Source organism: Pseudomonas sp. CFBP 5748, assembly GCF_053850495.1.
The window spans coordinates 152,073-170,149 of record NZ_JBSPTN010000002.1; the positions used below are offsets into that span (position 1 = coordinate 152,073).

Annotated in this window: 16 protein-coding genes; 8 read left to right on the plus strand and 8 right to left on the minus strand. The window is 61.7% G+C overall.

Annotation, left to right across the window (positions count from 1 at the left end; translation table 11 throughout):
• Nucleotides 1-22: 22 nt before the first annotated feature.
• The gene (locus ACWNZ1_RS05345) at nucleotides 23-925 is read left to right on the plus strand and encodes a sugar phosphate isomerase/epimerase family protein (protein WP_135845169.1); all 903 of its coding nucleotides are present in this window, start codon (nucleotides 23-25) and stop codon (nucleotides 923-925) included.
• Nucleotides 926-934: 9 nt separating this feature from the next.
• On the opposite strand, the gene ACWNZ1_RS05350 is transcribed toward ACWNZ1_RS05345, so the two are convergent.
• Nucleotides 935-1,393 carry a metallophosphoesterase family protein gene (locus ACWNZ1_RS05350; protein WP_256452749.1) on the minus strand — a complete coding sequence of 153 codons (459 nt, stop codon included), beginning with the start codon at nucleotides 1,391-1,393 and terminating at the stop codon, nucleotides 935-937.
• A 278-nt stretch (nucleotides 1,394-1,671) separates the two neighbouring features.
• On the opposite strand from ACWNZ1_RS05350, the gene ACWNZ1_RS05355 reads away from it, so the two are divergent.
• From ACWNZ1_RS05355 to ACWNZ1_RS05365, 3 genes are all read left to right on the plus strand, one after another.
• Complete coding sequence (locus tag ACWNZ1_RS05355; RefSeq protein ID WP_135845167.1) at nucleotides 1,672-3,240, plus strand: sensor domain-containing diguanylate cyclase; 1,569 nt, start codon at nucleotides 1,672-1,674, stop codon at nucleotides 3,238-3,240.
• Nucleotides 3,241-3,358: 118 nt separating this feature from the next.
• Complete coding sequence (locus ACWNZ1_RS05360; RefSeq protein WP_135845166.1) at nucleotides 3,359-5,359, plus strand: peptidase U32 family protein; 2,001 nt, start codon at nucleotides 3,359-3,361, stop codon at nucleotides 5,357-5,359.
• Nucleotides 5,360-5,635: 276 nt separating this feature from the next.
• Nucleotides 5,636-7,375: a dipeptidase gene (locus tag ACWNZ1_RS05365; protein ID WP_456027467.1), complete on the plus strand. Its 1,740-nt coding sequence runs from the start codon at nucleotides 5,636-5,638 to the stop codon at nucleotides 7,373-7,375.
• Nucleotides 7,376-7,429: 54 nt separating this feature from the next.
• Here the strand turns inward: ACWNZ1_RS05365 and ACWNZ1_RS05370 are convergent, their stop codons facing one another.
• Complete coding sequence (locus ACWNZ1_RS05370; protein WP_210639050.1) at nucleotides 7,430-7,657, minus strand: DUF3079 domain-containing protein; 228 nt, start codon at nucleotides 7,655-7,657, stop codon at nucleotides 7,430-7,432.
• Nucleotides 7,658-7,858: 201 nt separating this feature from the next.
• On the opposite strand from ACWNZ1_RS05370, the gene ACWNZ1_RS05375 reads away from it, so the two are divergent.
• The 4 genes from ACWNZ1_RS05375 to ACWNZ1_RS05390 are packed head-to-tail and all read left to right on the plus strand — an operon-like array spanning nucleotide 7,859 to nucleotide 10,986.
• Nucleotides 7,859-8,389, plus strand: a complete 531-nt coding sequence (locus tag ACWNZ1_RS05375; protein ID WP_265073039.1) for an iron transporter — start codon at nucleotides 7,859-7,861, stop codon at nucleotides 8,387-8,389.
• A 2-nt stretch (nucleotides 8,390-8,391) separates the two neighbouring features.
• On the plus strand, nucleotides 8,392-8,754 hold the full coding sequence (locus tag ACWNZ1_RS05380; protein ID WP_256452746.1) for a cupredoxin domain-containing protein: 363 nt from the start codon (nucleotides 8,392-8,394) through the stop codon (nucleotides 8,752-8,754).
• Nucleotides 8,755-8,776: 22 nt separating this feature from the next.
• Nucleotides 8,777-9,631, plus strand: coding sequence for an FTR1 family iron permease (locus ACWNZ1_RS05385; RefSeq protein WP_256452745.1), 855 nt, complete (start codon nucleotides 8,777-8,779; stop codon nucleotides 9,629-9,631).
• Nucleotides 9,619-10,986, plus strand: a complete 1,368-nt coding sequence (locus tag ACWNZ1_RS05390) for a 4Fe-4S binding protein (RefSeq protein ID WP_265073038.1) — start codon at nucleotides 9,619-9,621, stop codon at nucleotides 10,984-10,986. The genes ACWNZ1_RS05385 and ACWNZ1_RS05390 overlap by 13 nt, the downstream gene beginning before the upstream one ends.
• A gap of 286 nt (nucleotides 10,987-11,272) precedes the next feature.
• On the opposite strand, the gene ACWNZ1_RS05395 is transcribed toward ACWNZ1_RS05390, so the two are convergent.
• The 6 genes from ACWNZ1_RS05395 to ACWNZ1_RS05420 form a co-directional block, all read right to left on the minus strand.
• Nucleotides 11,273-12,892, minus strand: coding sequence for a methyl-accepting chemotaxis protein (locus tag ACWNZ1_RS05395; RefSeq protein ID WP_256452743.1), 1,620 nt, complete (start codon nucleotides 12,890-12,892; stop codon nucleotides 11,273-11,275).
• Between the two features lie 111 nt (nucleotides 12,893-13,003).
• Nucleotides 13,004-13,699, minus strand: a complete 696-nt coding sequence (locus ACWNZ1_RS05400) for an anaerobic ribonucleoside-triphosphate reductase activating protein (protein ID WP_135845160.1) — start codon at nucleotides 13,697-13,699, stop codon at nucleotides 13,004-13,006.
• A complete protein-coding gene (nrdD, locus tag ACWNZ1_RS05405; RefSeq protein WP_135845159.1) occupies nucleotides 13,696-13,857 on the minus strand; it encodes an anaerobic ribonucleoside-triphosphate reductase in 162 nt (53 codons plus the stop codon). Before nrdD ends, ACWNZ1_RS05400 begins: the two co-directional genes overlap by 4 nt.
• Nucleotides 13,858-13,888: 31 nt before the next feature.
• Entirely contained in the window at nucleotides 13,889-15,904 is a 2,016-nt protein-coding gene (locus tag ACWNZ1_RS05410) for a ribonucleoside triphosphate reductase (RefSeq protein ID WP_135845158.1), read from the minus strand.
• 178 nt (nucleotides 15,905-16,082) lie between these two features.
• Nucleotides 16,083-17,075 (minus strand): GTP 3',8-cyclase MoaA, encoded by a 993-nt coding sequence (gene moaA, locus ACWNZ1_RS05415; RefSeq protein ID WP_135845157.1) that lies wholly within the window; start codon nucleotides 17,073-17,075, stop codon nucleotides 16,083-16,085.
• Nucleotides 17,076-17,100: 25 nt separating this feature from the next.
• Complete coding sequence (locus tag ACWNZ1_RS05420; protein ID WP_256452742.1) at nucleotides 17,101-18,072, minus strand: peptidylprolyl isomerase; 972 nt, start codon at nucleotides 18,070-18,072, stop codon at nucleotides 17,101-17,103.
• Between the last annotated feature and the right edge of the window lie 5 nt (nucleotides 18,073-18,077).

Genomic DNA, 18,077 nt, shown 5'->3' on the forward strand with positions numbered 1-18,077 from the left:
CAATGCTCACCGGAGAACAACAATGAAAATCGCACTCGACCCCTACATGCACCGCCACCTGGGCCTGCCGGATCTGTGCCGCAAGACCGCCGAGCTTGGCTACGAATACCTGGAGCTGTCGCCACGGGAAGACTTCCTGCCGTGGTGGGTGCGCCCCCGCGCCCACAAGGAACGCATCGCCCAATTCAAGAAAGCCCTGCGCGACCATAACCTGCAACTGGCCTCGCTGTTGCCGATGTACCGCTGGGCCAGCCCCCACGAAGACGAACGCCGGGCGGCGGTGAATTACTGGAAAGAAGCCATCCAGGTCGCCGTGGAGATGGGCTGCACGACCATGAATTCGGAGTTCGGTCGCGGGCCTTCACCGGATCGCGGGCACAAAGTCAGCTGCTGCGGGGGGCTGCACAGCCATGAGTCCAGCGAAGCGGCCTGGTGGCGCTCGATGGAGGAACTGGTGCCGATCCTGGAAAGCGAGGGGGTCACGCTGAACGTCGAGCCCCACCCGGAAGACTGGTGCGAGACACTGCACCCGGCCCTGGACATGCTCAAGACCATCGGTTCGGACAACGTCAAGTTCCTTTACTGCACGCCGCACACCTTCTATTTCGGCGATGACATGAAGGCCATGATCGCCGAGGCCGGGTCAATGATCGCCCATGTCCACATCGCCGACACCTACAACCACAAGGCCTCCTCAGGCCTGCGCTACATCGTCAACCCACCTGGCGCCAAAGTCACCGTCCACCAGCACATGGACATGCACCAGGGCGAGATCGACTGGGACCTGTTCTTCAGCGAACTGGCCAAGACTGGCTTCGACGGCATCGTCACTGCCTGTGTGTTCGGCTGGGAAGAACGGGCGGATGAATCCGGGCGCTTCATGCGCAAGGAAATCCAGGCCTACGTCGACAAGTACTTCAGGTAGACGCGTTCGTCACTCCAGTAATTGAACGATCCGCGGGTCTATCGCACTTGCACTCACCTCGAGCAAGGCCAGCGTCACCGGTAGCTTGAACCGCCGCCGGCCGGCGCTGCCGGGGTTGAGGTACAAGCGCTCGCCGCGCCACTCGATACCTGGCTGGTGGGAATGGCCGGTGATCACCAGTTTCACGCCCGGTTCGAGCGTTGCTGGCACATCGGCGATGTCATGCACCAGCACAACCGCCCACCCGCAGAGCTCGAATTGCAGGCGATCGGCAAGTTGCCCGGCCCAATCGGCCCCCAGGTCGTTATTGCCGCGCACCACGTGCAATGGCGCGATGGACGCCAGTTGATCCAGGATCCCGGGGTTGCCGATGTCACCGGCATGGATGATCTGTTCACAGCCCTCCAACGCTACCAGCGCTTGCGGGCGGAGCAGGCCGTGGGTATCGGAAATGACGCCAACTTTCATGAGCGGTTCCCTCGCAAAAAACAGCAGCTGCCATGCAGCCCGACGGGAGCGGACTCCCGCACCACAATGACTCAGGCAAACCTTATAGCGCGGCACGGCTTGACCGAAAGGTATTAGGCACTAACCACGGGCGTTTGTGTCCTTACTTTATTGCTTGATATCGACCCGCAAGTGTCGCTGCCCCCTGCCGGCCGCGTCTGAGCTAGCTAACGTGCTGAAATCGAATAAGATAGGCTGCGCATCAATCATGCGCAGACCCGTCGTAGAAGGAAATGTTGATGCTCGGACGCAAACGGCCAGAGCCAAAGATTGAAAGCTCTGATGAAGCCTTTTCTCCCCAGTCGGCCCGGGCCGGAGCAGCGTTGCGGCTCACCGTGAGCTTCATGCTGGTGGTGATTGTCGCCTTCCTGGCCGTTGAAGGCTGGCGGACGTGGCGTGATTATCGCGCGGCCTTTGCGTCGGCACGCGACTCGGTGACGAACCTGGCGCGGGCGACGGCCCAGCATGCCGAGGACACCATCCGCCAAGTGGATGTGGTGACTGCCGCCCTCAGTGAGCGCGTGGAAGGTGACGGACTCCAGAACATCGACATCCCGCGCATCCACAAGCTGCTGGTCCAGCAATCCGCCATCATGCCGCAACTGCACGGGCTGTTTATCTACGGCCCCGACGGGCAGTGGGTAGTCACCGACAAGGAAGTGACTCCGGAACCGGCAAACAACGCCGACCGCGATTACTTCCAGTACCACCGCACCCACGCGGATCGACGCGTGCGCATCGGCGAAGTGATCAAGAGCCGATCCACCAACGACCTGATCATCCCTATCTCCCGTCGTTTGAACAACCCCGATGGTTCGTTCGCCGGTGTGCTGCTGGGAACAGTCAAGGTCAGCTACTTCGTGGACTACTACGGTGACTTCAAGATCGACGACAAGGGTGCCCTGGTCCTGGCCATGCGCAGTGGAACCATCCTGGTGCGTCGGCCGTTCGTGGCCTCGGTGGTCGGCAAGAGCCTGCTCAATAGCGTGATTTTCAGAGAACACCTGCCCACTTCAAACCAGGGCGTCGCAGAGGCCAGGGCTGTCGTCGATGACACTGAGCGCCTGTACGGCTATCGGGCCTTGACCACCTACCCCTTGGTGGTAGAAGCCGGCCTGTCCCGGGAGTCGATCATCGCACCCTGGCGTCGTGACCTGCTCAAGACCGGCTTTGTCCTGATTTTCCTGATCGTGATACTCGTAGGCTTCGGGCTCATCGTGCTGAGTCAGTTGCGCTACCGGATGACCATGGAGAAGCAGATTCGCAGCGCCCACCAGGTCATGCGGGATATGGCACTGACCGACAGCCTGACCGGGCTGGGCAACCGCAGGCGGCTGGACACCGCATTGGCCGATGAGGTGCGCAGGGCCAAGCGCGACGGCTCTTGCCTGGCATTGATCATGCTCGATGTCGATTACTTCAAACGCTTCAACGACAAATACGGTCACGCTGCCGGGGACGACTGCCTGCGCGCGATTGCAGGTGCGATCCAGAAAACCATCAAGCGACCGGGTGACCTGGCCGTGAGGTACGGTGGCGAAGAGTTCACCGTGTTGCTTCCCCACACCCACAGCGCAGGCGCCACCAAGATCGCCCAAGAGATCCTGGAAGCCATCAGGGCGCTGAACATCGAGCACGTTGATCATCCATTGGGCATCGTCACGGCCAGCGCGGGCATTACCATCAGCCAGCCGGGCAGCGAGGACATGACCCCAGCCATGCTGATAAAGGCCGCTGACGCCTTTTTGTACCTGGCGAAAAACACCGGGCGAAATCGCTGGTGCAGCGCTGGCGCGTCCCAGGGATAAACCCCGCCGGACAGCCGCGCATCGGTCCACATCATGCGAACCCAAGTCCACAGGTGCCTGTCAGGCGCCTGACGGCTACAATGGGCGCTTCGACCGTGACCAGCCCGACTAAAAAAACATGTCCTTGCCCAAACATCATCTGGAACTGCTCAGCCCTGCCCGCGACGTGACCATCGCCCGCGAAGCCATCCTGCATGGCGCCGACGCCGTGTACATCGGTGGCCCGAGTTTCGGCGCGCGTCACAACGCCTGCAACGAGGTGGGCGATATTGCCCGGCTGGTGGAGTTCGCCCATCGCTACCACGCCCGGGTGTTCACCACGATCAACACCATCCTGCACGACAACGAGCTGGAGCCGGCCCGCCAGTTGATCCACCAACTGTACGATGCCGGCGTCGATGCGCTGATCGTCCAGGACCTGGGGGTGATGGAGCTGGATATCCCGCCCATCGAGCTGCACGCAAGCACCCAGACCGACATCCGTACCCTGGCACGGGCAAAATTCCTCGACCAGGCCGGTTTCTCGCAACTGGTGCTCGCCCGCGAGTTGAACCTGCAGGAAATCCGCGCCATCGCCGACGAGACCGAAGCGGCCATCGAGTTCTTTATCCATGGCGCGCTGTGCGTGGCGTTTTCCGGCCAGTGCAACATCTCCCACGCCCAGAACGGCCGCAGCGCCAACCGTGGCGACTGCTCCCAGGCCTGTCGCCTGCCCTACACCCTCAAGGATGACCAGGGTCGGGTGGTCGCCTACGAAAAACACCTGCTGTCGATGAAGGACAACAACCAGAGCGCCAACATCCGCGCCCTGGTGGAAGCCGGCGTGCGTTCGTTCAAGATCGAAGGGCGCTACAAGGACATGGGCTATGTGAAGAACATCACCGCCTATTACCGTCAGCGCCTGGACGACGTCCTCGAAGACCGCCCAGACCTGGCCCGCGCCTCCAGTGGCCGCACCGCACACTTCTTCGTGCCGGATCCGGACAAGACCTTCCATCGTGGCAGCACCGACTACTTCGTCAGCGAGCGCAAGATCGACATCGGCGCCTTCGATTCGCCGACCTTTACTGGCGTGCCAGTGGGTGTAGTGGAGAAAGTCGGCAAGCGCGACCTGCAAGTGGTGACCTTTGATCCGCTGTCCAACGGCGACGGCCTGAACGTGCAGGTCAAGCGTGAAGTGGTGGGCTTTCGGGCCAACATCGCCGAGCCCAAGGGCGAGTTCGAGGAGGACGGCCAGAAGCGTTATCGCTACCGCGTCGAGCCCAACGAGATGCCCGCCGGCATGTACCAATTGCGCCCCAACCATCCGTTGAGCCGTAACCTGGACCACAACTGGCAACAAGCGCTGCTCAAGACGTCCTCCGAGCGTCGTGTGGGCCTGACGTGGGTCGCGCGCCTGCGCGAAGAACGCCTGGAGCTGACCGCCACCAGCGAGGAAGGCATCAGCGCCAGCGTCGCCCTGGATGGACCATTTGGCCTGGCGAACAAGCCGGAACAGGCCCTGGAGCAACTGCACGACCTGCTGGGCCAATTGGGCACTACCGAATACCACGCCACCGCGATCGAGCTGGATGCGCCCCAGGCGTACTTCATTCCCAATTCGCAGCTCAAGGCATTGCGTCGTGAAGTCATCGAAGCCTTGACCGCCGCCCGCATCGAGGCCCACCCGCGCGGTGGCCGCAAGGCCGAGACCAATCCGCCACCGGTGTACCCGGAGTCGCACCTGTCGTTCCTCGCCAACGTCTACAACCAGAAGGCCCGGGATTTCTATCACCGCCACGGCGTCAAGTTGATCGACGCCGCGTTCGAGGCCCATGAAGAGACCGGTGAAGTGCCGGTGATGATCACCAAGCACTGCCTGCGTTTCTCGTTCAACCTCTGCCCCAAGCAAGCCAAGGGCGTCACCGGCGTGCGTACCAAGGTTGCGCCAATGCAGCTGATACACGGCGATGAAGTACTGACGTTGAAGTTCGACTGCAAACCCTGCGAGATGCATGTAGTCGGCAAGATCAAGGGCCATATCCTTGACCTGCCGCTGCCGGGTAGCACAGCGCAGCCAGTGGTCGGCTACATCAGCCCTGAAGACCTGCTCAAGACGATTCCTCGCGCGCCGCATTGAGCAAATCCCAGGATTTGTGCTCAGCACAAATCCTTTGTGGGAGCGGGCTTGCTCGCGAAAGCGGTGGGTCTGCTTGCATTAATATTGAATGTGCCGCCTTCGCGAGCAAGCCCGCTCCCACACCATTTTTCATTTCTGCGCCGTTTTTGCTTTGCTGTGCGACAGATCATCTTTCAGGACTCCCCCGCCGCTTCCCCGTGGTGTTAGGTTGTAAGGGTTTGTGTCATCAAATCAGACACTTCTCTCTCAACTGCCTGCAAAGGAATGCCCCCAGCAATGGACTTCTCCCTCAAGCACCTGGCCGTGACCACCCTGATTCTGTCCAGCCTCGCGTCGATCACCCCGCCAGCATTCGCCAATATCAGCGCGCAACAGAGCGCAGCCATCGTCAAGACCTTCACTGAAACCTCAGCCACCGACTTCAGGCAGTTCCTGGCAAGTGTGGCCAAGAGTGACGTCGCCAAGCCCGCCAACCTTGGCCCGGCCATCAGCGCCTTCCTCGACAACAAGCCGCTTTCGGCTGAACAGCAGAACGAAATCCATCGCCTGCTGGGTCTCTATGCCCGGGTGAAGTACGGCAGCGCAGCCACCGAGACGCTGAAAGAGCTGGTAGCGATCCCGACCTTTCGCAAGGACGGCGTTGCTCAGCACGAGAATCCCGAATTCCTCAAGATCGCCGACAAGATCAAGGACCTGGCCCAGTCCTTCAAGCTGAACTTTCGCAACATCGACAACCGCGTCTATGAGATTTCCCTCGAAGGCAGCGGCGACGAAGTCGTCGGCATTCACGCCCATGCCGACGTGGTGCCGGTGACGCCGGAAAACTGGGTATTGAAAGACGGCACCCGCCTTGATCCGTTCAAGGTCACCCTGGTGGGCGACCGCATGTATGGCCGCGGCACCGAAGACGATAAGAACGGCATCGTGGTGGCGCTCTATGCCATGAAAATCATCAAGGAAGAGAAGCTGCCGCTGGCGCGCAATTTCAAGCTGCTGGTCGACACCACCGAGGAAACCACTGGCGACGCGATCCCCTATTACTTCGAACACAACCCAACGCCCAACTACAACCTGGCGCTGGATGGTGGTTATCCGGTCGTGATTGCCGAAAAAGGCTACGGCACGGTCATGGCGAACTTCGCCCGGCGCAATGCACAGGGCAAGGGCGCTGAGATCACTGCGCTGACCGGCGGCCTGGCCACCAACCAGATTCCATCGACCTCGGTGGCCACCTTTGCCAGCGACAAGCCCACCGAACTGGCCGCCAACCTGCTCAAGGCCGGTACCGACTATGCCAAGCGCAATGGCGGCAATTTCGAGGTCGCCACCAACGTCGTCGGCAAGGACGTCCAACTGACCTTCACCGGCGTGTCCGCGCACTCCTCCGAGCCCGAGTCAGGCGTCAACCCGGTGGCGAGGATGCTGGACTTCATCAACGGCCTGGACGGCAAGGTCGCGCTCAAGCACAACCACATCACCGATGCCGCGCGCTACGCCGCCGACAACTGGGGCCTGGACTACCTGGGTAAAAAACTGGGCATTGGTTTTTCCGATGCGTTCATGGGCCCGCTGACCGCGTCCCTGACCTATGTCGGCATGGATGACAAGGCTTTCAAGCTGGCGGTCAACCTGCGGGTGCCGGTCGGCAAGTCCACCGAAACCCTCAAGACTGAAATCGCCGATAAGCTCGCCACCTGGAGCAAGAAGTCCCATGTCGCCGTGGCCTTCGATTATTCCATCGACGAGCCGATGTATCGCAACCCTGAGGGTGAATGGGTCAAGGCGCTGTTGGCCGTGGCCAGTGAAAACCTGGGCATGGAACACAAATACGGCACCTCTGCCGGTGCCACTTCGGTGCATGAGCTGCCCAACGGCGTACAGTTCGGCCTGGCCATGCCCGACGTCAAGTACACAGGGCATAACGACAACGAGTTCAAGACGGTCGAGCAGTTCCTGCTGGACCTGCAGATCGTGACCGAGATGATGGGACGGATCGGGCAGTTGCCGAAGCTCTAAGACAAGTGTGATCCATTGTGGCGAGGGAGTTTGCTCCCTCGCCACAGGTTTATTTCATTCCTTCAGGTGGGTTGCGCTTGGGTCGATGACCTTGGCCGTAATGTCCACCAGCTCCAGCCCCCAATCACCATGCAGGTACCAGTCCTCGCCGATCATCTCGGCCGGGTGCATCGTTCGATCGGCACCGTTACCACAGGCCAGCGCACTGGTCGCACAGTAACGATCACAGCCCCAGCAAATGCGCTCGGGATGTTTGGGACTGATGGGAAAAGGCTTTGCCATGACGACCCCGTATAACCGGTGGGTGTAGCCGTACCCTACCTCGTAGGGGCGCAGTGGCCCTTGATTCTGATCAAGAACCGCCGCGCCTGAGTGAACTGCCGCTGGCGAGCGTGAATTAACGCTGAAAATTGACAAGAATCATTATTATTCGCAGCGAAGCCTCCTAGACTCGGCCATCTCTTAGTCGTCCAGGAAGTCAGCATGCGTACCCTTGCCCCTCTCTCTATCGCCCTTCTGTTTCTCTCCCCCCTGGCCCAGGCCAAGGAATACCCCATCGGCGAACCGCAGATGTGCCCCGGGCTGGAGGTCGGTGCGGTGTACTTGCAGCCGATTGAAATGGCCCCGGCCGGAATGATGCGGGCCACGGCCGATTCCGATGTCCACCTGGAAGCCGACATCCGCGCCACGGCGGACAACAAACAGGGCTTCCAGGAAGGCAGTTTCGTGCCCTACCTCAATGTGTCGTTCCAACTGAAGAAACAAGGCAACGACACCGAGCTCAAGGGTGACTTCCACGCCATGGTCGCCAACGACGGGCCGCACTATGGCGACAACGTCAAGCTGCTCGGCCCTGGCAAATATCAACTGACCTTCACTGTCCTGCCACCCGGCGGCCATAACTCCCTTGGTCGTCATACCGACAAGGAAACCGGCGTGGCGCCCTGGTTCGAACGCTGCGAACTGCATTACGAATTCGTCTACGCCGGGATCGGTAAAAAAGGCGGGTACTGAGCATGAGCCGCTCATCCTGCCCACGGCGCGGTGCGGCTCATCGACGCCTGGCCTGGTTGAAGCTGGCCGGCTTGATGCTGCCCTCGATCGCCCATGCCGAACTGCCGACCTACGAGTTGAGCATCCGCGACGGGCATTTCACGCCGCCGCAATTGGAAGTACCGGCCGGGCAGCGCTTCAAGATCGTGCTGAAAAACGTCGGCCAGGGTCCTGCGGAGTTCGAGAGCACGCCACTGCGGGTGGAAAAAGTGCTGTCCCCGGGTGTCACCACTTTCGTAGTGATTCACCCGCTGCGCCCCGGGCACTATCCGTTTTTCGATGAATTCAATCCGCAACTGCCCGAGGGCGGCATCCTGGCCCAGTAATCGGTCAGCAGGAGGCGTTTGCATGACTCAATCGATGTTTATTGTCTGGCGCGAAAGCGTCGAGGCGCTGTTGGTGATCGGTATTCTCCAGGCCTGGGTCGGCCGCCAGCAACAGGCCAGCCAACTGCTGCGTTACGTATGGGCCGGCGCGGCGTTGGGCTTGCTGCTTTCCGGCGTATTGGCCGGCCTGATTCTGCTGGCCGGCGAAGCCATGAGCGGCGCGGCCAACGAATGGTTCCAGGCGTCGTTGGCACTGGTTGCGAGTCTGCTGATCGTGCAAATGGTCGGCTGGATGCACCGCAACGCGGGGACGCTGAAACAGGACCTGGCGCGCCACGCCGACCAGCGCCTGAGCCGCCAGGGCGGCCTGGGCCTGCTGGTGCTGGCATTGCTGGCGGTCAGCCGCGAAGGCAGTGAAACCGTGGTCTTCCTGTATGGCGCCGGCGCCCGCTTGCAAGGGGCGCAACTGGGGCTGTTCGCCGTCGGGGCAATCGCTGGCCTGACGCTGGCGCTGTTGACCGTTTCCTTGCTGCACAGCAGTCGCCGGTTCATCTCGTGGCCGCGTTTTTTTGCCATCAGTGAAGCAATCCTGCTGCTGTTGGGCGCGGCGTTGTTGGTCAGCGGTATCGAGCGGGTCGCAGGGCAGTTGCTCGGTATGGACTGGCCCGACGCGGTGTATCGCGGCATTGGCGAGGCACTTTGGGACAGCAGCGCGATCCTCGACGACGGCCACGGTTTCGGTGGGTTCCTGGCTGATTTCACCGGCTATCGAGCCAGCCCCAGCGCGCTGACGTTGCTGGTATGGCTCTGCTATTGGGGCGTCGTTGCGGGTTGGCTGCGGCCACGCAAGGCGCAAGACCTGCCATGTCCGACCTGAACCCTTGGCTCCAGCGCCTGGGCGACGGCATGCGGCGCCACGGTGCAAGCATTCGCGCCGTGCAATGGGCGGTGGTGCTGTTCTACGCAGTGCTGCTGGTGGTACCGGCCCTGTCGCCATTGCCCAGCAGCCAGGCGCGTCTGTTCGACAACCTCACGCTGCTGGCACAGTTTCTGTTCTGGGGGGTGTGGTGGCCGTTCGTGTTGCTCTCGATCGTGTTGTTCGGGCGGCTCTGGTGTGGCGTGCTGTGCCCCGAAGGCGCCTTGAGTGAATGGGCCAGTCGCTACGGCAAAGGCCTGGGCATGCCGCGCGGGTTGCGCTGGGCTGGCTGGCCGACCCTGGCGTTCTGCCTGACCACAATCTACGGCCAGTTGATCAGCGTGTACGACTATGCCCAGGCTGCGTTGCTGATCCTGGGGGGCTCGACCGTCGCTGCGGTGATCGTTGGCCTGTTGTTCGCCCGCGGCAAACGGGTGTGGTGCCGTTACCTGTGTCCGGTCAGTGGAGTCTTCGCCCTGCTCGCCCGCTTGGCGCCGGTGCACTTTCGGGTGGACGAACAACGCTGGCTGGAAAATCCTGCGCCGCGCCGCCCGCCCCCCAACTGCGCGCCCTTGCTGGACATCCGTCGCCTGCGCGGCGCCGCCGATTGCCACGCCTGTGGTCGCTGCAGCGGCCAGCGCGATGCGGTGCGCCTGATTGCTCGCTCCAGTAACGAAGAAATTCTTCACTCACGCGCTGACACGCTCTCGCCCTGGGATGTTCGCTTATTGCTGTTCGGTGTCATCGGCCTGGCCATGGGGGCCTTTCAGTGGACTGTCAGCCCCTGGTTCATTGCCCTGAAACAGGCACTGGCACAATGGCTGGTGACGCACGACCAGCTGTGGCCCCTGCAGGACAACGCACCTTGGTGGTTGCTGACCCACTATCCGCAACTCAATGACAGCTTCAGTTGGCTCGATGGCTTTTGCATCGTCGTTTATTTGGGCATGAGTGCCTTGCTGCTGGGCATGTCATTGATGCTGCTGATGCGCCTGGCGGCAAGACTCTCGGGTGATTCTGCACAGTATTGGCCCTTAGCCATCACCCTCACGCCCCTTGGCGGTGCAGGGTTGTTCCTCGGCTTGTCAGCCACCACGGTCAAACTGCTGCGTTATGAAGGGCTGCTGCTGGAATGGGTACAGCCGGCACGGGCTGGGTTGCTGGTGCTGGCGATCGCATGGAGCCTGTGGCTGGGCTGGAAACGCCTGGAGCAGATGACTGCATCACCGATTCAACGACTGGCAGCCATGGCCTGCCTGGTCCTGGCCAGCAGCTTGGTGGGCTATGGCTGGTGGTTGCAGTTCTGGGGTTGGTGATCACCGCTCCAACACCTGAACTCCCCCTGTGGGAGCGAGCTTGCTCGCGATGACGTCGGCACATCCAACATCACCGCAAACTGACCCTCCGCTTTCGCGAGCAAGCCCGCTTCCACATTGGATTTGTGTTGCCCACAACATCCGGACACGACACAAAACCCTGTGGGAGCGGGCTTGCTCGCGAAGGCGTCCGCACATCCAACATCACTGCAAACTGACCCTCCGCCTCGCTCCCACAGGGGATTTGTGGTGAGGTCGATTGCTGTGAAGCCTGGCAGTGCCTCGCCTATACCTTGAACCGCGCCACCGTCTCATGCAGCGAACCGGCCATCTGCGCCAGGTCCTGGCCGGCGGTGTCGGTGTGGCGGGCGCCCAGCAGCACCTGTTCGGACAGGTTGCGAATACCCACCAGGTTGCGGTCCACCTCTCGGGCCACCAGGGCCTGCTGTTCCGTGGCGCTGGCGATCATCAGGTTGCGCTCGTTGATCTGCGAGATCGAATGGGCGATTTCATCCAGGGCATCGCCGGAGCGCTGGGCCACTAGCAGGGTGGCCTGCACCAGTTCACTGTTGTTTTGCATGGAGGTCACCGCGTGGCCGCTGTCCAGGCGGATATTGCCGATCATGTCCTCGATCTCCCGGGTCGAAACCTGGGTCCGATGGGCCAGTGCGCGGACTTCATCGGCGACCACCGCAAAACCACGCCCGGCATCACCCGCGCGAGCCGCTTCGATGGCGGCGTTCAGGGCCAGCAGGTTGGTTTGTTCAGCGATGCTGCGAATCACATCCAACACCGAACTGATGTCCTGCACCCGTCCGGCCAATTGCTGGATTCGCCCGGAGCTGTCCGTCACACCGTCCGCCAGCGCAGTAATGGAAGCGACCGTCTCCTGAACCTGCTCACGGCCACGCTGGGCGGTTTGCTCGGACACCCGCGAGGCTTCGCTGGTGCTCACGGCATTGCGCGCCACTTCATCCACGGCGGCGGTCATCTGGTTCACCGCCGCCGCAGCCTGTTCGATTTCCTGTCCTTGCAACTGCAAGGTGCTGTTGGTCTGGCTGCTCACCGCGCTCAATTCTTCGGAGGAACTGGCCACCCGATCCACCGAGGCAGCAATGTGCCGGACCATGCTGTTGAGGCTCTGCTGCATGTCATGCATGTTGCTCATCACACTGTCGTTGGCGCCGACACCCACCGGTACCCGGATCGTCAGGTCGCCCTGGGCGATAAGGTTCAGCACCCGCGCCGCGTCATTGGGCTCACCCCCCAGTGGACGGGTCACGCTGCGGGTCACCAGTATCGCGACAAGGCTCACCAGGGCCAGGCAAGCCAGCACCAGCGCGAGCATGTTGCGCCGCGCATCGCTGTAACGCGCCTGGGCCGACTGTTCACGTTCGACAAAGACCTTGCCCTGCATCGCCATCAGCACATCCAGGCTTTTGTACACCTCAAGCTCTGCCGGCATCACGCCTTGCTTGAGCTGCGTCATCGCCTCGTCCGTAGCGCCTTGGCGGATCAACGCCTGCACCTGGACGAACGCTGCCACATAAGCCTCGCGGCGCTTCTTCAGCTCGGCATAGGCGGCCTTGCCTTCGGGTTGATCGAACAACGGCTCCAGCGTGGCAAAGGCCTGGGTAATGCGTTGCCGGGTGGTGTCGATCGATTGCTGGACTTGCGCATTGTTCTTGTCGATCAACAGGTCCCGGGTGTTCCTGGCGTTATCGCGCACGCCCGTGGCGATCACCATGATCGGATCGATCTTCGGCCAATCCTGCCTGACGATCTGCTCGGCCTGGTCGCGCAGCATCGCCAGGTCGCTCAAGGCGTACAGCGCCAAGGCGATCAAGGCCAGTGGGGCGATGGCAAAGCCGATCACGATACGTTGGGCAGTGGTGAGTCTGGTCATATCAAATGCTCCCTGTTCAATTACCTGCCGACTGGCAGCGCATTTGAAAACCTTAAAAAAGTGTGGCCCGGTCATCCCGGGCCGCTGTCGGTCGTTCATCCCTGCGTTCGGTCAACTGCGTAAGACGAACGAGGGGAACAACTCGCGCAGGGCGGCCCACAACTCAGGTTGCAAGGCTTGTGCCGAGACGCTGGAAAGATGGGGGTCGAGCATCCGCGCAGTGCGCACCAATTGCACGGCGAACCGGCTGACGCCGCGCTCGCTCAAACGGCGGGCCAGGGTCAACAACCGTTCGGGGTCGAACAGGTGCCAATGCACGGTGGTACGGCATTCATACTCCACGCCGCTGGCCAGCAGATGGTCGAGGCTGCGCCAGTTGGCGGCACCACTGCCTTCGACCCGGGTCACGTCCAGGGCATCTTCGGGCAACGCCTTGATGTCGAAGCCCACCCAGTCGGCCAGACCGACCACTTTGGCGAAGGCCGCCGGCTTGATTCCGGCGCTGTGCAGGCCGACGCGAAACCCCATCTGCCGGACCTCCTCCATGGCCGAGGCCAGGCCGTCCTGCAAGGTCGGCTCGCCGCCGCTGAACACCACGGCATCGAGCAGGTCCTGGCGGCGTTGCAGGAACGCCAAGACCCGACACCAATCCACCTCCTCGCTGCCGCGCGGCGGGATCAATTGCGGGTTATGGCAGTAACGACAACGCCAGGCGCAACCCTGGCAAAACAGTACGCAAGCCAGTTGGCCCGGATAATCGAGGGTGGTCAGGGGCACCATGCCCCCGACCCGTAGCACTCGACTCATGGACGCCCGGCCGCGCTTTCAGTGAAGTGCAGCCGTTCGCGATGCTCGGACTGCTTGCCCGGGTTGAAGGCCGCCACCGGGCGGTGGTAACCCATCACGCGGGTCCAGACTTCGCAACGTTGACGCTGTGCCTGCGGAAGAGATTGTGATGCGTTCATGGGAGAAGCTCCTTGCGGTCGATGGATCGGATCAGTGAACGCTGCCTGCCAACTGCTGTTGCAGCAGCAAGGCTTCGTCGCATTTGGGGCAGAACTCGTGTTCGCCGGCCAGGTAACCGTGCACCGGGCAGATGGAAAAGGTCGGCGTGATGGTCAGGTACGGCAGGCGGAAACGTCCCAGGGCCTTGCGCACCAGTTGCTTGCAGGCCTGAGTGGAGGAAATCTGCTCGGCCATGTACAGATGCAGCACGGTGCCGCCGGTGTACTTGCATTGCAGTTCGTCTTGCAGCTCCAGGGCTTCGAACGGATCGTCGGTGAAGCCCACCGGCAGTTGCGACGAGTTGGTGTAGTACGGGGCGACCGGGCTGCCGGCCTGCAAGATGTCGGGGTAGCGCTTGAGGTCTTCCTTGGCGAAGCGGTAGGTGGTGCCTTCGGCGGGCGTGGCTTCCAGGTTGTAGAGGTGGCCGGTTTCTTCCTGGAAACGCAGCAGCGTGGCCCGCACGTGATCCAGCAGTTTCAGCGCGAACGCCCGACCCTGCTCGGTGTGCAGGCCTTGCTGGTCGTCGGTGAAGTTGCGCAGCATTTCATGCAAGCCGTTCACGCCGATGGTGGAGAAGTGATTGCGCAAGGTGCCCAGGTAGCGCTTGGTGTAGGGGTACAAACCGGCATCCATGTGGTGCTGGATGACCTTGCGCTTGACCTCCAGGCTCTCCTTCGCCAGCTCCATCAGCGCATCGATGCGTTGCAGCAATGCGCTGGTATTCCCTTTGTACAGATAGCCCAGGCGTGCGCAGTTGATCGTCACCACCCCCAGGGAGCCGGTCTGTTCCGCTGAGCCGAACAGGCCACCACCGCGCTTGAGCAACTCACGCACGTCCAGTTGCAGGCGGCAGCACATTGAGCGCACCTGGTTGGGTTGCATGTCCGAGTTGAGGAAGTTCTGGAAATACGGCAAGCCGTAGCGAGCGGTCATTTCGAACAGCCGATCGGCGTTCTCGCTGTCCCACGGGAAGTCATGGGTAATGTTGTAGGTCGGGATCGGGAACGTGAACACCCGTCCTTTCGCATCGCCAGCCTGCATCACTTCGATGTAGGCACGGTTGATCAGCTCCATTTCCACTTGCAGGTCGCCATAGGCGAATGGCATCTCTTCGCCGCCGATCACCGGGATCTGTTCGCGCAGATCCTGCGGGCAGACCCAGTCGAACGTGAGGTTGGTAAACGGCGTTTGCGTGCCCCAGCGTGACGGCACGTTGAGGTTGTAGATGAACTCCTGCAACGACTGGCGAACCTCGTCGTAGCTGAGTTGGTCCTTGCGCACGTAGGGCGCCAGGTAAGTGTCGAACGAGCTGAATGCCTGGGCCCCGGCCCATTCGTTTTGCAGAGTGCCGAGGAAATTCACCATCTGTCCCAAGGCGCTGCTCAGGTGCTTGGGTGGCCCGGCCTCGACCCGTCCTGGCACGCCGTTGAGGCCTTCATGCAACAACGTGCGCAAGGACCAACCGGCACAGTAACCGGCGAGCATGTCCAGGTCGTGGATATGCAGATCGGCCTCGCGGTGGGCCTGGCCGATGGCCTGGCTGTAGACCTCGTCGAGCCAGTAGTTGGCGGTGACCTTGCCCGATACGTTGAGGATCAGCCCGCCAAGGGAATAGCCCTGGTTGGCGTTGGCTTGCACGCGCCAGTCTTCACGGTCCAGGTATTCGTTCATCGAGGTGGCGACTTCCACCAGGGTGCGGCGGTCCCGGCGCAAGCGACCATGTTGCTCGCGGTAGACGATATAGGCACGCATGGAGAGGAAGAAACCCGCATCCATCAGCACCCGTTCGACGCGGTCCTGGATCTGCTCGACGTTCAACCGCGTTTGCCCTTCCAACCGCGCCAATACCGCCTCCAGCAACCCTTCGGCCTCGACTTCGGCGTATTCGCCGGTGGCCTTGCCGGCAGCGATCAGCGCCTGGCGGATCTTGTCCGCATCAAAGGCGACCACACTGCCATCGCGCTTGTGCAAACGGTTACAGCCTACTGAGATCAACGTGCTCTGCATTTTGGCTCCAGACACTACATATAGATTTTCATGATCTTTAAAACACAACATGCAGTGGATGGTACGGACAAAGGCACGGGTTGCAATTGATCGATATCAAGAATCTAGGGTGGGTCAGCAGCATTGAGGTTGACCTTGCTCGCGATGGCGGCGGTACATTCAACATATGTAGTGAAGCTCACCCCCCACTCATGTTCATGAACCGCACAATCTGCACCTCCCCGCCAGGGTTGAAGTCGTGGCGCAAGGGTTTGCCGCGCAACGCCTGCTGCACCGCCTGGATCAGCGGCTGGTCGTCCAACGGATAGCGGCGCAGCAAGCCGCGCAGGTCGAGGGAATCCTCTTGCCCAAGGCACAGCAGCAACCGTCCTTCAACGGTCATGCGCACGCGGTTGCAACTGGCGCAGAAGTTATGGGTGTTGGGCGAAATGAAACCGATCCGGGTCTGCGGATGCCGCTCCAGGCGTACATAGCGCGCCGGGCCACCGCTGTTTTCAGTGCTGTCGAGCAGCCGATGATGGCTGGCGATCTCAGCCCTGACTTCATCACTGGAACAGAACGATTCACCCCGGGAACGCCCGACCTCCCCCAAGGGCATTTCCTCGATAAAGCTGATGTCGATCCGCTGCTCGATGGCGTACTGCACCAACGCCGGGACTTCATCGAAGTTGCGCCCTTTCATCACCACGCAGTTGAGTTTGATCCGTTCGAACCCGGCCACCTTCGCCGCTTCAATGCCAGCCAGCACCTGATCCAGGTTGCCGTTGCGGGTGATCGCCCGGAAGCGCTCGCCGTCCAGGCTGTCGAGGCTGATGTTCATGCGTTTGACGCCAGCGTCGACCAGCGGCCGTGCCAGTCGTCCCAACTGCGAGCCGTTGCTGGTCATCACCAGTTCCCGCAGGCCGGGCAATGCCGCGATCTCGCGGCACAGCCCGACGATGCCCGGACGGATCAACGGCTCGCCACCGGTCAGGCGAATTTTCTTCACCCCCAGGCCGACGAACAACCGCGCCAGACGTTGCAACTCTTCCAGGGTCAACACCTGCTGGCGCGGCAGGAACGTCATGTTCTTCGCCATGCAATACACACAGCGAAAATCACAACGATCGGTCACCGACATCCGCAAATAATCGATCTGGCGCCCAAACCCGTCCTGCAACACCGCGTTCATGTATGTCCCCTGATTGAACCAGTGCTCACTGCACCAGCGGCGAGTCGGCGCCCTGAAGATGAATGCCACGGATGTCCGCCGCACCGATCAGGGTTTGCAGGTACTGCACCAGCGCTTTTTGCCACACGCCCTGCTGCAACTGGGTGCGAATCGCCGTCGCCACCACCTCGTAAGGCAACGGCTGGCCTTCGATGCGCTGGTCGATGCTGATCACGTGCCAGCCGTAACGACTTTCCAGCGGTTTGCTGGCCAGGCCCGCCGGCAGGGTGAACAACTGGCGTTCCAGCTCGGGCACGGTCTGCCCCTTGCTGATCTGTCCCAGCGAGCCGCCCTGCTCCTTGGACGGGCAAGCCGAATGCATCAGCGCCAGTTCGGCGAAGCTGCCCGGGAACTGGTCAAGCCGTTCCAGCAGCAACTCGGCCTGGACATGGGCCTGATCGCGGGCCTCGGTATCATCCGGCGCACATTCGAGCAGAATGTGCCGCACCGCCAGCAACGGTGCGCTGTGAAAGCGCGCCCGATTGCTCTCGTAGTAACGCAGGCAAGTGGCCTCGTCACAGTTCGGCACCTGCACCTCACGCTCAAGGAGCAGCCGCGTGGCCGCTTCCTCTTCGTTTTCACCGGCGCCGACCTGCAGTGCCAGACCCAACTCGGCGATGCGCTGCTGAAGCAGTTCGCGTATCACCAGGGCCCGGGCGGCCTGGTAGACCGCATCCTCGCGGCTCTCGGCCGGGTGATATTGCAGCTCCTGAGCCATCGCCTGCGGGGTGATCGACACCCCGTTGACGCTGATGATCGGCCACTCCTGCTCACTGCTGGCGATCAATTGCGCCGGGGCTTCATCACCCGCCGCCGGCTCGGCCTGGGCCGGTTCGAACTGCACCGCTCCTGTCGGTTCGACATCGGCAACCGGCGCGCTCACCGGTGCCGCTTTTGCCGAAGAACCGCAGCCGCCGCTGCCGCCACCACTACCGCCACATCCGCATCCACTCGTCATGATCT

Coding starts and splice junctions, on each gene's coding strand:
- ACWNZ1_RS05345 (WP_135845169.1), top strand. CDS start 23: ATGAAAATCGCACTCGACCCCTACATGCACCGCCACCTGGGCCTGCCG.
- ACWNZ1_RS05350 (WP_256452749.1), bottom strand. CDS start 1,393: ATGAAAGTTGGCGTCATTTCCGATACCCACGGCCTGCTCCGCCCGCAA.
- ACWNZ1_RS05355 (WP_135845167.1), top strand. CDS start 1,672: ATGCTCGGACGCAAACGGCCAGAGCCAAAGATTGAAAGCTCTGATGAA.
- ACWNZ1_RS05360 (WP_135845166.1), top strand. CDS start 3,359: ATGTCCTTGCCCAAACATCATCTGGAACTGCTCAGCCCTGCCCGCGAC.
- ACWNZ1_RS05365 (WP_456027467.1), top strand. CDS start 5,636: ATGGACTTCTCCCTCAAGCACCTGGCCGTGACCACCCTGATTCTGTCC.
- ACWNZ1_RS05370 (WP_210639050.1), bottom strand. CDS start 7,657: ATGGCAAAGCCTTTTCCCATCAGTCCCAAACATCCCGAGCGCATTTGC.
- ACWNZ1_RS05375 (WP_265073039.1), top strand. CDS start 7,859: ATGCGTACCCTTGCCCCTCTCTCTATCGCCCTTCTGTTTCTCTCCCCC.
- ACWNZ1_RS05380 (WP_256452746.1), top strand. CDS start 8,392: ATGAGCCGCTCATCCTGCCCACGGCGCGGTGCGGCTCATCGACGCCTG.
- ACWNZ1_RS05385 (WP_256452745.1), top strand. CDS start 8,777: ATGACTCAATCGATGTTTATTGTCTGGCGCGAAAGCGTCGAGGCGCTG.
- ACWNZ1_RS05390 (WP_265073038.1), top strand. CDS start 9,619: ATGTCCGACCTGAACCCTTGGCTCCAGCGCCTGGGCGACGGCATGCGG.
- ACWNZ1_RS05395 (WP_256452743.1), bottom strand. CDS start 12,892: ATGACCAGACTCACCACTGCCCAACGTATCGTGATCGGCTTTGCCATC.
- ACWNZ1_RS05400 (WP_135845160.1), bottom strand. CDS start 13,699: ATGAGTCGAGTGCTACGGGTCGGGGGCATGGTGCCCCTGACCACCCTC.
- nrdD (WP_135845159.1), bottom strand. CDS start 13,857: ATGAACGCATCACAATCTCTTCCGCAGGCACAGCGTCAACGTTGCGAA.
- ACWNZ1_RS05410 (WP_135845158.1), bottom strand. CDS start 15,904: ATGCAGAGCACGTTGATCTCAGTAGGCTGTAACCGTTTGCACAAGCGC.
- moaA (WP_135845157.1), bottom strand. CDS start 17,075: ATGAACGCGGTGTTGCAGGACGGGTTTGGGCGCCAGATCGATTATTTG.
- ACWNZ1_RS05420 (WP_256452742.1), bottom strand. CDS start 18,072: ATGACGAGTGGATGCGGATGTGGCGGTAGTGGTGGCGGCAGCGGCGGC.